Below are 13450 nucleotides of genomic sequence, written 5' to 3'. Positions count from 1 at the left end.
GGGATCAAACTCCGGGTACCCCGGAATTGATTGCCTCGATCAACTTTGGCCGCAATTGCCTTGCACTGATGACCTCGTCGACCGATCCGACCTCGCGGGCCCGCTCGATGCTGTGCACCCGGTCGAACTCGGTCGCCACCTCACCGAGCTTCTCGGCCCGGACGACGGTCCGCACGTCGGCGAGCTCGGTGGCCAGAGCGGCCCGCTCCGCTCCGGACGCCTCGCCGACCCGCTCGGCCAGCGACGCGACCCGTGGATCCGCGGCCGTCCGCGCGTCGACCTCGCCCGCGAAGACCACCGCCGCGGCCGGCGCGCCGCCGAGCACCGAGGCGAACGAGCCCTCGACCGCAAGCACGGTCATCGACGGGTTCAGCGACTTCGAGAACACCACGAACGCGCCACCGTGGTACCGGGAGACCACGCAGAACACGATCGGGCCGCGGAAGTTCACCATCGCGCGGCCGATCTCGGCGCCGTACTCGAGCTGCAGGTTCCGCATCGAGTCCGGCGAGCCGTCGAAGCCGGACAGGTTCGCCAGCACCACCAGCGGCCGGTTCCCGCTGGCCGAGTTGATCGCCCGCGCAACCTTCTTCGACGACCGCGGGAACAGCGTGCCCGCGGTGTAGGTGTCCGGCCCGTCGGTGGGCGGGAAGCCGCGGCGCGGCACCGACCGGGACTCGATCCCGACCAGGCAGACCCCGAAGCCACCGAGCCGCGCGTCCTGGACGACGGCCGTGTCGGCGTCGGCCATCCCGGCCCAGCGCTCCAGCACCGGGTGGTCCTGGTCGGTGACGGCCCGCATCAGCGTGCGGATGTCGAACGCCTTCTTCCGGTCCGGGTTGGTCGCGGACGAGAAGATCTCGCCGACCGTCTTGAAGTCGCTCCCGGCGACGTCGTGCGGGTACGGCGTGACGTCGCGGTCGATCGGGTCCGTGGTCGACGCCCGCCGGGGCCGCTGCTCCCCCGGCGCCACGTACGTGTGGTCGTAGTGCGTCATCAAGACGTCGCGGGCGCCCTTCAGGTCCGGCGCCCAGTACTGCGCCTGACCGTTCGGCCCCATCACCCGGTCGTACCCGCCGATGCCGAAGTTGTCCTCGGCCGACACGCTGCCGGAGAAGTCCAGCGTCTGCTTGCCGGTCAGCACCATCGCGCTGTCCGGCGTCATCACCAGGATCCCCTTGGTGTGCATCAGCATCGTCGCCTCGGCGTTCCAGTACGGCTGCGCGCCGACGTTGATGCCCGCGACCACGACGTTGATCTCACCGCCGTCCTGGGTGAACTCGACGATCCGCTTCAGCGCCTTCGCGACCCAGTCCATGTTCTCGGTGCCGGAGTCCATCGAGATCCGGGCGCCGGCGGACAGCGAGTACCACTCGACCGGGATCCGCAGCCGCTCGGCCAGGTCCAGGGCGGCGATGATCCGCGAGCACTCCGCCTCGGCGACCGCGCCGAGGGCCTTGGTCGGGTCCCCGCTCATCGCGACCCGGGTGACGCCCTCGGGGTAGCGCTCGGTGGGCGTCGTGACGATGCCGACGATCAGGCCGGCCTTGTTCAGGCCCTTGGCCCGCTCGACCGGGACCAGGTTGCCGGTGTCGTCCAGGTCGTGCTCGACGAACGATCCGCCCTGGCCGGCGACCATGCCGCTGACCTCGTACGGGTAGATCGTGTTCCGCCGCCGGGACCGCTGGACCTTCTGCGCGTAGTCGTCGAGCGGCAGCAGCCGCCCGGTCGGCGGCTGCTCCACCGACGTCACGACACCCGCGCCGTGCTGGTAGTAGAACCGCGCCGTCACCGGGTTGGTGGTGCCGTCCGGGCCGGCGACCCGGCCCTGCACCAGGACCTCCTCGATCCCGGCGCCGGCGGTCATCGGTGCGATGTTGCGCTGCAGCGCGGTGACCTCGTCGACCTGAGCCTCGACCACGGGCCAGATCTGCACCCAGACGTGGTTCATGTCGAGCTTCGCGCCGGCCGCGCCGCGTGCCGTACGGGCCCGGCGGATCGCCTCCAGGCAGTTGGCGATGGCGCGCTCGGCGTGCGGCAGCGCCGTGACCTGGCCGTCCTCGTCGCGGGCGACCGCGAACTGACGGACCTGGGCCAGCGCGACCAGCCGCCGGTCGGCCTCGTTCTCGCGGGCGACGCAGTAGTACAGGAGCACGTCGTCGGGCGCGTCCAGGCGGGTGATGCGGAAGTCGCGCAGCCGCCACAGGTTCAGCCGGCGGCCGACCATCGGGTGTACACCGCGGACGTTGTCGTCCTCGGTCATCGAGCCGCCCACCGGGCGGTAGGTGAAGTACGAGACCGCATGGCCCTGTCCCGAAGCGACCGCGACCGAGATCCGCCGGACCCGCTGGGCGATCGGCAGGTCCGCGACCATCCGGCGGTACAGGTCGGACGCGTCCTGCTGCGATTCCGGCAGGTCGGGGCCGTACAGGTACAGCTCGACGACGGCCTCGTGGCCCGCCGTCCGGGAGTCGACCTGTGCGGTCAGCGCCCGGGTCAGCCCGCTGTCGGGATCGGCCAGCTCGGCGACCGTGCCGACCGTCGTGACCAGGTGGCTCGGGCGGTCGTCGATCGTGTAGTCGGCGGTCGCGAACGGCCGCCCGTCGACGGCGAACGCCCGCAGGTCGTGCAGCTCGTACTCGCGGTAGTGCCGCCGGACGAGCACCTCGAGCATCGGCTCGCGCTCGCCCCAGCCGCCCTCCAGCCGCTGGGCGAGGAACCGGACGATCGGCTCCGGGATCGCGGCCAGCGCGTCGATCCGCTGCTGCCGGTTCGGCGCGTCCGGGTGCTCGGCCAGGTCGGCCACCTCGTCGCCGACGCCCGCGATGATCGACGCCCGCTCGGCGTCCACCTGCGGCTGGTCGAACCAGCGGAACCGGACGCTCCGCGCCAGGTCGCCCACCACCGGGAATCGCAGCTGTGTGGCAGGCACCAGCCGGTCCAGGAGGTCGTGCACGGACTCGTCCAGCGGCAGCGGCTCGGCGATCCACCGCTGCAGCACGGACGTCACGATCAGTACGTCGGGAGTCGAGCGCTGCTGTGCCAGGAAAATCCGGAAGACCGCCTCCTCCAGCTCGGGGCTCCGCTCCAGTCCGGTCACGCCGTAGTGGCTCAGCACCCGGGTCAACCGGGACTGGAACTCGGCCGGCAGCGCGCCACGGTCCGGGTCGAGGCTCTGCAGGTACGTGTAGAAGTACTCGCGCGGGCTGTGCACCCGGTTCTCGATCGAGGTGTCCGCGCCGGCCGGCCGGTTCCGGCTCAGCTCGGCGAAGTCCGCGAACACCGTCAGCAGCTCGATCTCGGCGGCCACCGGCGGCCCGGACTGCGCAGCGAGCTCGGCCCGCGCAGTCAGGTAGTCGGCGAGCATGCCGCCCTCGTCCTGCGGGTCGATGTCGAACCCGAGCAGCATGCTCCGCAGGTTGTCCAGCCCGCGCTCCACCCGTTCGGCGGCAGACTTCTCCCCAGTACCGTTCGGTAGATCGAGCTGCACGCCGTGATGCACCGGCGCAGCTTCCTCGGCAGCGGCGTCGTCGGCCACCGGCTCGAGCCGGAGCAGCGGCGCACCGGTCTCCACCTGGCTGCCGGTCGAGACCTGCAGCTCCTTCACGGTCGCCTTGAACGGCGCGTACAGCACCGTCTCCATCTTCATGCTCTCGAGCACCAGGACCGGCGCACCGGCCTCCACCTCGGCGCCCGCCTGCACGGGAGTCGCCACCACCAGCGCCGGCGCGGGAGAACGCAGTACGCCGCCCTCGTCGCGACTCACGCGGTGAGTGACGCCGTCGACCTCGACCAGATGCACCGGGCCGTGCGTCGCGGTCACCAGGCGGAACCGCTGCCCGCCGACGACCAGGCGGCTCGTGTACTCGTCCAGACGCTCCAGCTCGGCGTCCACGATCTTCAGCTGCCCGTTGCCGACACCGACCCGGAACCGCTCCGGCCCGATCCGCGCCACGGTCACCTGGTAGCTCGCGCCGCGCAGCTTCAGGTCGATCGCACGACCGACCTCGTGCTGCACCTGCGGTCGGCCGCCGTGCGCGGTCTCGTACAGCCGGATGCGCTCGACCTGCTCGGCGTCCTCGTACCCCTCGATCGCGGCCGCGACCAGCGCGATGCCCGAATGCCGGTGCGAGACCAGGCGGCCCTCGCCGCGGACCCGGTCGATCCAGCCGGTGTCGGCGCTGCCGTCGATCACCTCGGGCTGGTCGAGCAGTTCGAGGATGAAGCTCTTGTTGGTCGCGCCGCCCTCGATCAGTACGGTCGTGGACTGCATCGCGCGCCGCAGCCGCGCCAGCGCCTCCTCGCGGGTCCGGCCGTACCCGATGATCTTCGCGATCATCGAGTCGAAGTCCGCCGGGATGCTGTCGCCCGCGCTCACCCCGGTGTCGACCCGGATGCCGGGACCGGCCGGCAGATCCAGGACCGCGATCCGGCCGGGCGACGGCGCGAAGTCGCGGTCCGGGTCCTCGGCATTCAGGCGCGCCTCGACCGCATGCCCGCTCTCGACCGGCTTCGGACCCTCCAGCCGGCCCCCGTCGGCGACGTGCAGCTGGGCCTTGACCAGGTCGAACCCGGTGGTCAGCTCGGTGATCGGGTGCTCGACCTGCAGCCGGGTGTTCACCTCGAGGAACGCGAACGACTTCTCGCCCGGGTGGTACAGGAACTCGACCGTCGCCGCGCCGCGGTAGCCGACCGCGATCGCGAGCCGCTCGGCCGACGCCTTCAGGTCGTCGACCTGGGACCCGGACAGCAGCGGCGACGCCGACTCCTCGATCACCTTCTGGTTGCGGCGCTGCACCGAGCAGTCCCGGACGCCGAGCGCCCACGCCGTGCCCTGGCCGTCCGCGATCACCTGGACCTCGACATGCCGCGCGCCGGTGACGAGACGCTCCAGGAACACGATGCCGCTGCCGAACGCGCGGGCCGCCTCCTCGCTGGTCCGGGCGTAGGCGTCGGAGAGCTCGTCCGCCGAACGGACGACCCGGATGCCGCGGCCACCGCCGCCGGCCGTTGCCTTGAGCATCAACGGGTAGCCGATCCGGTCGGCCGCCTCGAGCGCAGCCTCCAGCGACTCGACCGCGCCCCGGCTCCACGGGGCGACCGGGACGCCGACCTCCTCGGCGATCAGCTTCGAGCCGATCTTGTCGCCGAGCTTGCGCATCGCGTCGGCCGACGGGCCGATGAAGGTCACGCCGATCCGGTCACACAACGCCGCGAACGCCGGGTCCTCGGCGACGAAGCCCCAGCCGACCCAGGCGGCGTCCGCCCCGGTCTCGCGGAGCGCGCGCTCGAGGACCTCCAGGTCCAGGTACGGCCGCGCCGACGCCGGGCCGAGCGGGTACGTGAGGTCCGCGGCCCGCACGAAGGTTGCGGTGCGCTCGCCTTCGGTGAACAAGGCGACGGTCTCGATGGGGTCACCGCCCTCGGCGTTGACTTCGCGGACCGCGTTGATGAGCCGCATCGCGGCTTCACCCCGGTTCACTATTGCGATACGCTTGAACATCGACCGCCTCCGTGTCTCACCCTGAGCTTTGCGGACAGACCTCTCCCCTGGATCGCAGGAGACAGGTGTCGCTGGCACAGGTTTTCAGTCAATGGCCGTTACCGTCGAGTCGGCCCCCTCTTCAGGCGTGTTTCGACCCCTGCTATGACGTGACCCCAGCGGTGCGAAACACTGCCCGGCAGGAGGGGAAACACATGACTGAGGAACTGATCACCCGGCTACGCAGCGAAGTTGCCGGACCTGTACTGACCCCGGGTGACGAGGGGTACGCCGAGGAGCTGTCCGGGTTCAACCTGGCGGTGACGCACACGCCGGACGTCGTGGTCGGGCTGACGTCCGAGGACGACGCGGTGGCAGTGGTGCGGGCAGCGGCCGAGACCGGTACGCCCGTTCGCGTACTGGCCACCGGCCACGGCATCCCGAACCCGATGCAGGGCGGGATCGTTGTGACCACGACCCGGATGACCGGTGTCAGCGTGGACGCCGAGGCACAGGTCGCGCACATCGCCGCGGGCAGTCGCTGGGCCGAGGTCGTCGCGGCCGCGGCGCCGCACGGGCTGGCGCCGGTCACCGGCGCGTCCGACGTGGTCGGTTGTATCGGCTACACGCTCGGCGGCGGCCTCGGGCCGTTGGCTCGTACGTACGGCTTCTCGTCCGACTGGGCGCGCAGCTTCCGGATCGTGACCGGCTCCGGCGAGCTGCTGACCGCCAGCACCACCGAGAACCCCGACCTGTTCTGGGCGTTGCGCGGCGGCAAGGGCGGGTTCGGCATCGTCACCGCGATGGACTTCGGGCTTGTCGAGCTCGGCACGCTGTACGGCGGCTCGGTGTTCTTCGACGCGGAGCACATCGCCGCGGTCTTCGGTACCTGGGCCGGCTGGACGAAGACGCTGCCCGAGGCCGCGAACTCGTCGGTGGTGATCCTCCGGCTGCCGCCGCTGGAGTTCATCCCGGAACCGCTGCGCGGCAAGACCGTGCTGAGCGTCCGGTTCGCGTACGTCGGCGACGCGGTGCAGGGCCAGCGCCTGTTCCGGCCGATCCGCGAGGCCGGGACCGCGCTGATCGACGCCGTCGGCGAGATGCCGGCCGGCGACATCGCGCTGATCCACAACGACCCGAAGGACCCGACGCCGTCCTGGGACCGCGGGATGCTGCTCGACGAACTGGACGCCGAGTTCGTCACGACCTTCCTCGATGTGGTCGGCCCGGAGCAGCAGGTCCCGCTCATCGCGGTCGAGATCCGGCATCTCGGCGGCGCGACCGAACGCGACGTACCCGAGGGCTCGGCGGTCGGCGGCCGCAGCGGGGCGTGCACGCTGACGATGATCGGCGTACCGGACCCGAACCTGTTCGAAAAGGTGCTTCCGGCAACGGTCGACGGCGTGCTGGCGAAGCTCGGGCCCTGGGTGTGCACCGAGACCTCGGTGAACTTCGCCGGCGGCTTCGCGCTGCCCGGGTCGTACGAGGCGTCCTGGCCGGCCGAGACCTTCGCGCGGCTGACCGACATACGGGCGGCCTACGACCCGGACAGGCTGTTCCCGTTCGGGCCCCGCCAGGAGAACTCGGGTTCGTAACCGAGCAGGCGGCGCGCCTTCTCGATCGACAGCAGCGTCTCGTTCGGACCGAAGGGCCGCTTCACCGGTACGCCGGGGAACACCTCGGCGAGCAACTCCTCGTTCGGCCGGGACATCACGGTGTCGGCGTTCGCGACGATGAAGACGTCCGTCCCGGTCACGTCGTACTCGAGCGCCTTGCGGACGGCCTGCGCGCCGTCACGGGCGTCGATGTACCCCCAGAGGTTCCACTTCCGTGCCTGCGCGTCCGCGTCGAACGCCGGGAACCGGGCGTAGTCCTCGGGGTACATCACGTTCGAGAACCGCAACCCGATCATCTTCAGGTCCGGGTGCCAGCGGCACAGCTGGCGCGCCAGCTCCTCCTCGAGCGTCTTCACCAGCGAGTAGGTGCTGTTCGGCCGCGGCGGGTACTCCTCGTCGACCGGCACGTACGGCGGGAACTCGTCGAACGGCAGGCCCAGCACCGTCTCGCTGGACGCCCACACGATGTTCCGGACGCCGGCCCGCAACGCGGCCGAGAACACGTTGTACGTGGCGTTGATGTTGTTGTCGAAGGTCGCCGCGTTCGGCCGCAGACCTGGCGCCGGGATCGCGGCGAGATGCACAACCGCGTCGACGCCGTCATGCCGGTCGTCGATCCCCGCGATCGCCTCGTAGGTCTGACCGAAATCGGTCAGATCCAGCCGCGTCGACGTCACGCCGGCCCTGGCGGGCGGCGCCTGATCGAGGGCGACCACGTCCCAGCCGTGGTCCGCCAGATGATCGACGACGGCCCTGCCGAGCTTGCCACTGCTTCCGGTAACCGCTACCCGTGCCACGTAGCAATCCTCGCAGACATAGGCTGGGGCCCGTGAGACTTGCTCAGCGGATGGACCGATTGGGGACCGAGTCGGCGTTCGAGGTGCTCGCGAAGGCGAAGGCACTCGAGGCCCAGGGGCGAGAGATCGTGCACCTGGAGATCGGCGAACCGGACTTCGACACCCCGCCGCACGTGATCGCCGCCGCGCAGCAGGCGCTGGACAAGGGCATGACGCACTACGTACCGGCGCCGGGCATCCCCGAGCTACGGGGCGCGGTCGCGGACTTCCTGGACCGCAGCGGCCGGCTGCGGACGACGCCCGACCGCGTGCTGATCACACCGGGCGCCAAGCCGATCATGTTCTTCACGATCCTCGCGCTCTGCGAGGAGGGCGACGAGGTCCTCTACCCGGACCCGGGGTTCCCGATGTACGCGTCGATCGCGTCCTTCGCCGGCGCGACGCCGGTCCCGGTCCCGCTGCGCGAGGAGAACGGCTTCGTCGTCGACCCGGACGAGCTGCGCTCGCTGGTCACCGACCGGACCAAGCTGCTGATCCTCAACTCGCCGCACAATCCGTGCGGCAGCGCGTCCACCCCGGAGCAGCTGCAGGCGATCGCCGAGATCGCGATCGAGCACGACCTGGTGGTGCTGAGCGACGAGGTGTACTGGGCGCTGCGGTACGACGGCGCGCACCACAGCGTGCTCGACCTCGACGGCATGGCCGAGCGGACCGTCCTGCTCGACGGCTGGTCGAAGACGTTCGCGATGACCGGCTGGCGGCTCGGCTTCGGCGTCTTCCCGGAGCCGCTGGTGGAGCCGGTGACGCGGCTGATGATCAACTCCGTGTCCTGTACGTCGGCGTTCAGCCAGTACGCCGCGATCGCCGCACTCGAAGGGCCCTGGGACGACGTCGACCGGATGCGCGAGGCGTTCCGCGAACGGCGCGACGTGATCGTCTCCGGGCTGAACGCCGTACCGGGAGTCTCGTGCGTCGAGCCCGGCGGCGCGTTCTACGCGTTCCCGAACATCACCGAGCTCGGCGTACCGGCCGCGACGCTGTCCGACCGGCTGCTGGACGAGGCCGGCGTCGCCTGCCTGCCCGGTACGTCCTTCGGCGAGTACGGCGAGGGCCACCTGCGCTTCTCGTACGCCAACTCGGTCGAGAACATCCGCCGGGCCCTCGACGCGTTCACGACACTGGTGCGCTGACCGCCATCAGCCAGTCCGCGCTCACCACGCGGTACCCGAGCCGGTAGACGCCGCGCAGGATGCCGGGCACGTGCCTGGCCCCGTACACGACCGCGATGTCGATGTCGTCGTCCGGCCGGTCCCGCACCACCTCCGCCACCGCGGCGACCGCTAGATCGTCCCGGCGGTCGAGCAACAGGTCGAAGAACCGGTCCCACTCATCGGGGAGCAACTCCTCCTCCCGGGTAGGAAGGTCGTTGACCTCGATCTGCGGCGAGAGCAGTGCGCGACGGCCCGCGATGAAGTTGCTCACCGACGCCACCGGGACCGACGCCCACATCGCCGCGCGCATCTTCCAGGGCAACTCCTGGACGCCTTCCTGGACCTCTTCGGCAGACATGTCCGGCGTCAGGAACGGTACGCCGAGGTCACCGTACGGAATGTCGTCCTCGATCAGCCCCGACTCCTCGTTGACCGGCATCACGCGGTACGTCATCGTCAGGCCCTCGACGACCGGCGTGGAGTCGCCGTGGATCCCCTCGACGACGAGCAGGCCGCACTCCCGCAGCCGCGCCTCCACGTCCCGGTAGAACTGCGGCTCGGCGACGTGCAGCATCGGGAAGATCACGATCGCCGGCCCACCGCCGGGCTTGGTCAGCCGCAGCACGGCCGACCGCGTCCCCACAATGCTGTTCTCGATGATCTGCATTGTCCCCACCCCCTGGTTGCTGTGGGAGTGAGACGCTACCTCCGGCCCGTTGGATCCGCGACCGGCCCTACTTCTGCTGCTTCTGGTCGGCTGCCTGCCGGCGAACCTCGGCCTGGGTGGCGCGTTCGCGCTCGAGCCAGTCCGGGTTGTCGGTCCGGATCTCGTCGATCTCGTCGGTGGTGAGCGCCTCCATGACGCCGGCCCGGGCCAGGCCGCTGATCGAGACGCCGAGCCGGGCGGCGACCACGGACCGCGGGTGCGGACCGTTGCGCCGCAGGTCGCGGAGCCACTCCGGCGGGTCGGCCTGGAGCACGTTCAGCTCCTCGCGGGACACGACGCCTTCCTGGAACTCCGCCGGGGTGGCCGGCAGGTACACGTCCAGCTTCTTCGCCGCCGTGGCGGGCTTCATGGTCTGCATGCTCTTCTGCGTGGACTTGCGCGGCGTCATAGGAGCAGCGTAACGCCCTGTAACCTCAGCATCGTGACCGGATTCCGGCTGGGCTACGTCCCCGGCGTGACGCCCGCCAAGTGGGTCCGGATCTGGGGTGAGCGACTCCCCCGGGTCCCGCTCGAGCTGATCCAGGTCACGGCCGCCCAGGCGCCCGAGCTGGTCCGGCGTGCCGAGCTGGACGCGGTCCTGCTCCGGCTGCCGATCGACCGCACCGGGCTGCACGCGATCCCGCTGTACGTCGAACAGACCGTCGTCGTGGTTCCGAAGGACCACGTGATCACGGCCGCCGAGGAGGTCGCCACCGACGACCTCGCCGACGAGCTGATGCTGCACCCGCAGGACGACGTGCTCGACTGGGAGCGTCCCCCCGGCCGGCTGATCGAGGACCGTCCCCCGCGCACCGCCGACGCCGTCGAATTGGTTGCCATGGGCACCGGGCTGCTCGTGGTCCCGCAGTCGCTGGCCCGGCTGCACCATCGCAAGGACCTCACGTACCGCCCGCTGACCGGCGTACCGGAGTCGCAGGTCGCGCTCAGCTGGTCCGAGGACGGGGCCGGCGAGCTCGTCGAGCACCTGATCGGCATCGTCCGCGGCCGCACGGTCAACAGCACCCGCGGCCCCGCCGCGGCCAGACAGCGCCCCGAGCCCACCCCCAAAGCCGGCCCCAAATCTGCGCCCAAGCGGACGCCGCAGAAGAAACCGAAACGCCGCCGCTAGAAATCGATTGAGCTTTCAACTACTATCGTGGGTATGGCGATCTTCCGGTTGAATCACGCGGTGCTGTACGTACGCGACGTCGCGGCGAGCGTCGCGTTCTACCGAGACGTCCTCGGCTTCGGCTACACCGAGACCGGCGACGTCATTCCCGGCGCGGCGTTCCTGCGCGCGCCCGGGTCGACCAACGACCACGACCTCGGCCTGTTCCAGATCGGCTCCGCGGCGGCGCCGTCCGGTGCCGGGCGGACGACTGTCGGCCTCTACCACCTTGCGTGGGAGGTCGACACGCTCGGCGACCTCGAGGACCTGGCCGGCAAGCTCAGCGGCGCCGGCGCACTGGTCGGCGCGTCCGACCACGGCACCACGAAGTCCCTGTACGGCAAGGACCCCGACGGCCTCGAGTTCGAGATCGTCTGGATCATCCCGGCCGACCTGCTCACCGACGCCGACCGGAACAAGAACGGCATCGCCCGCCTCGACCTCCCCGCCGAACTGGCGAAGTACGGCGCCGAGGCCCGCAGCGGAGTGGGGATCTCGCGCTAACGCCGCACAATCCCCTCAGCTGTCCGTAGTGCGGTTGCCAGGACGGTCAGCACTGGGTTCACCCCGCCGTTGGTGACGTGTACGGAGGCGTCGGCGATCCACACGTTGTCGTGGCCCCAGACACGGCCGTGCGGATCGGTGACCGAACGGGCCGGGTCGTCGCCCATCCGGCAGGTCCCGGCCTGGTGCTGCCCGGTGCTCGGCTGTCCCAGACTCCCGAGCTCACCGACGGCCGTCCGGACCGCACCGGCCTCCTCGAGCCACACCTTCGCCTTGGCGCTCATGAACCGCTGCGCGCGGGCGTCCTCGGGATGGAGCGAGCCGCTCGTCACCACCACCGGGTTCCCGAACCGGTCGACGACGGACGGATCGACGCGGACGCGGGACTCCGCCGACGTCATCTCCTGGATCGGTCCGACCACCCGCAGCATCCGCGGCACCGCGTGCCGCATCCCGTCCTTGCTCTCCACACCGGCCGCCGGGATCAGCCCGGCCGCGGTCAGATAGTCGTACGTCGACGCGGGGGTCGGGACGAACTCGTTGGCGAGCATCCCGCCGCCGACGATCCCGTCGTTCCCGTGCCGGAAGTCGCAGGTCGCGATCGACACCCCGGGCCCGGCCAGATCGCTCACCTCGTCCTCGAACAGCCCGACCGCACTGGCGTACACATGCGCCTGCAGGTGCCGGCCGACCTGGTCCTGGTTGTTGCCGATCCCTTGCGGCTCGCCGTCGTGGGCGCTGTTCAGCAACAGGCGCGGTGTCTCCGAAGCACCCGCAGCCACGACAACCTCGTCGCAGAGGACCGTCTGCCGCCAGTTCTCGGCGACGAGTGCGACGCCGACGACGCGACCGGACGCGTCCGTGACGAGTCGCTCGGCGGTCGTCTCGGTGACGAGCGTGCAGTTGCCGGTCGCGAGCGCGGCGGGCAAGGCGGTGTTGTGCGTGCCCGACTTCGCGTCGACCGGGCAGGCGAACCCGACACACTGCCCACACCGCACGCACCCCGACCGCCCTTGGTAGTCGACCGAGTTGATCAGCAGCGGTACGTCGAGGGTGCCCCAGCCCAACCGGTCCGCGGCACCCGCCAGCAACTGCGCCGGCCCGGTGCGCGGCAGCGGCGGCATCGGCAGCGGGATCGACCGCGGCTCGTGCCACGGGTCCTTCCCGCCACCGCTCACCCCGAAGCGCTGTTCGGCGAGCGAGTAGTACGGCTCCAGGTCGTCGTAGGTGATGGGCCAGTCGGCGAGCGAACTGCCTTCCGGTACGCCGTACGTCGTGGCCATCCGGAAGTCCTGCGGGACGAAGCGCCACGCCTGCGCGCCGTACACCCGGGTCCCACCGCCGACCGTGAACGCATTGTTGCCCCAGCCGCCGTCGGGCGGCAGCACCTGACGGCGGACGCCGTTCGCGATCGAGACCCGCGGCCGCCCGGCGGGATCCGGATCGGTCGGCGCCGGCAGCCCGAGCACCGACCGTGGGTTCCGGAGGTGGTCGTGTGCGAGCATCCCCGTCGACGGGTAGCTGCCCAGCTCGACGACCAGCACCGACCGACCCGACTCCGCGAGCACCTGGGCCGTCGTACCTCCACCGGCCCCGGATCCGATGACCACACAGTCGTACCGGTCCGCCAACGCCTCGCGCGGCGTCAGCTGCAGCTCGGTCTGCACAGTGGCGAACTCCCCCGTCCGCCACCCCACCGACGCCCAGGTCGCCGGCTCCGCGTAGTAGCCCTGGGCGATCAACCTGACCAGCCAGGGCCGGTCCGCATCGTCCGGATCCGCCAGCGCCCGCGAGACCCGATCGGTCCAGTCCGGCCGATCCTCGCTCAGCACCCGTTCGACAAACCCGGTGGCCGCACGGTGCCACTCCTCCCCCGGCACCACAGCCGCCGCCAACCGCTCCAGCTCACTCCGCTGCTGTTCAGACAAGCGCACGCCGGAATCCTTCCACATCGCAGTCGCACAAT

9 protein-coding genes are annotated in these 13450 nt (G+C 70.7%); 4 read left to right on the top strand and 5 right to left on the bottom strand.

Translation table 11 applies throughout. The features are described from left to right. Positions 1-4 precede the first annotated feature (4 nt). Positions 5-5503 carry a carboxyl transferase domain-containing protein gene (locus ACGFI6_RS31570; RefSeq protein WP_393125019.1) on the bottom strand — a complete coding sequence of 1833 codons (5499 nt, stop codon included), beginning with the start codon at positions 5501-5503 and terminating at the stop codon, positions 5-7. Positions 5504-5697: 194 nt separating this feature from the next. Here ACGFI6_RS31570 and ACGFI6_RS31565 point away from each other — a divergent pair, with 194 nt between their 5' ends. Beyond that, positions 5698-7077, top strand: a complete 1380-nt coding sequence (locus ACGFI6_RS31565; protein ID WP_393125017.1) for an FAD-binding oxidoreductase — start codon at positions 5698-5700, stop codon at positions 7075-7077. Here the strand turns inward: ACGFI6_RS31565 and ACGFI6_RS31560 are convergent. After that, positions 7020-7895 carry an NAD-dependent epimerase/dehydratase family protein gene (locus tag ACGFI6_RS31560; RefSeq protein WP_393125015.1) on the bottom strand — a complete coding sequence of 292 codons (876 nt, stop codon included), beginning with the start codon at positions 7893-7895 and terminating at the stop codon, positions 7020-7022. The two genes, ACGFI6_RS31565 and ACGFI6_RS31560, sit on opposite strands and share 58 nt — an antisense overlap. Before the next feature lie 32 nt (positions 7896-7927). On the opposite strand from ACGFI6_RS31560, the gene ACGFI6_RS31555 reads away from it, so the two are divergent. Beyond that, positions 7928-9085 (top strand): pyridoxal phosphate-dependent aminotransferase, encoded by a 1158-nt coding sequence (locus ACGFI6_RS31555; protein WP_393125013.1) that lies wholly within the window; start codon positions 7928-7930, stop codon positions 9083-9085. Here the strand turns inward: ACGFI6_RS31555 and ACGFI6_RS31550 are convergent. Together ACGFI6_RS31550 and ACGFI6_RS31545 are read right to left on the bottom strand one after the other, a co-directional pair. After that, the gene (locus ACGFI6_RS31550; protein WP_393125011.1) at positions 9066-9773 is read right to left on the bottom strand and encodes a hypothetical protein; all 708 of its coding nucleotides are present in this window, start codon (positions 9771-9773) and stop codon (positions 9066-9068) included. The genes ACGFI6_RS31555 and ACGFI6_RS31550 overlap by 20 nt on opposite strands. Before the next feature lie 67 nt (positions 9774-9840). Then, a complete protein-coding gene (locus tag ACGFI6_RS31545; protein WP_393125009.1) occupies positions 9841-10221 on the bottom strand; it encodes a DUF5997 family protein in 381 nt (126 codons plus the stop codon). A 33-nt stretch (positions 10222-10254) separates the two neighbouring features. Here ACGFI6_RS31545 and ACGFI6_RS31540 point away from each other — a divergent pair, with 33 nt between their 5' ends. Continuing rightward, positions 10255-10941, top strand: coding sequence for a LysR family substrate-binding domain-containing protein (locus ACGFI6_RS31540; protein ID WP_393125007.1), 687 nt, complete (start codon positions 10255-10257; stop codon positions 10939-10941). Between the two features lie 33 nt (positions 10942-10974). After that, entirely contained in the window at positions 10975-11484 is a 510-nt protein-coding gene (locus ACGFI6_RS31535) for a VOC family protein (protein ID WP_393125005.1), read from the top strand. Here ACGFI6_RS31535 and ACGFI6_RS31530 read toward each other — a convergent pair. Continuing rightward, a complete protein-coding gene (locus ACGFI6_RS31530; protein WP_393125003.1) occupies positions 11481-13418 on the bottom strand; it encodes a GMC family oxidoreductase in 1938 nt (645 codons plus the stop codon). The genes ACGFI6_RS31535 and ACGFI6_RS31530 overlap by 4 nt on opposite strands. Positions 13419-13450: the final 32 nt, after the last annotated feature.

It is taken from the genome of Kribbella sp. NPDC048928 (genome assembly GCF_043197975.1).
Lineage (GTDB): Bacteria > Actinomycetota > Actinomycetes > Propionibacteriales > Kribbellaceae > Kribbella.
This window is presented reverse-complemented; position numbering and strand designations above follow the sequence as displayed.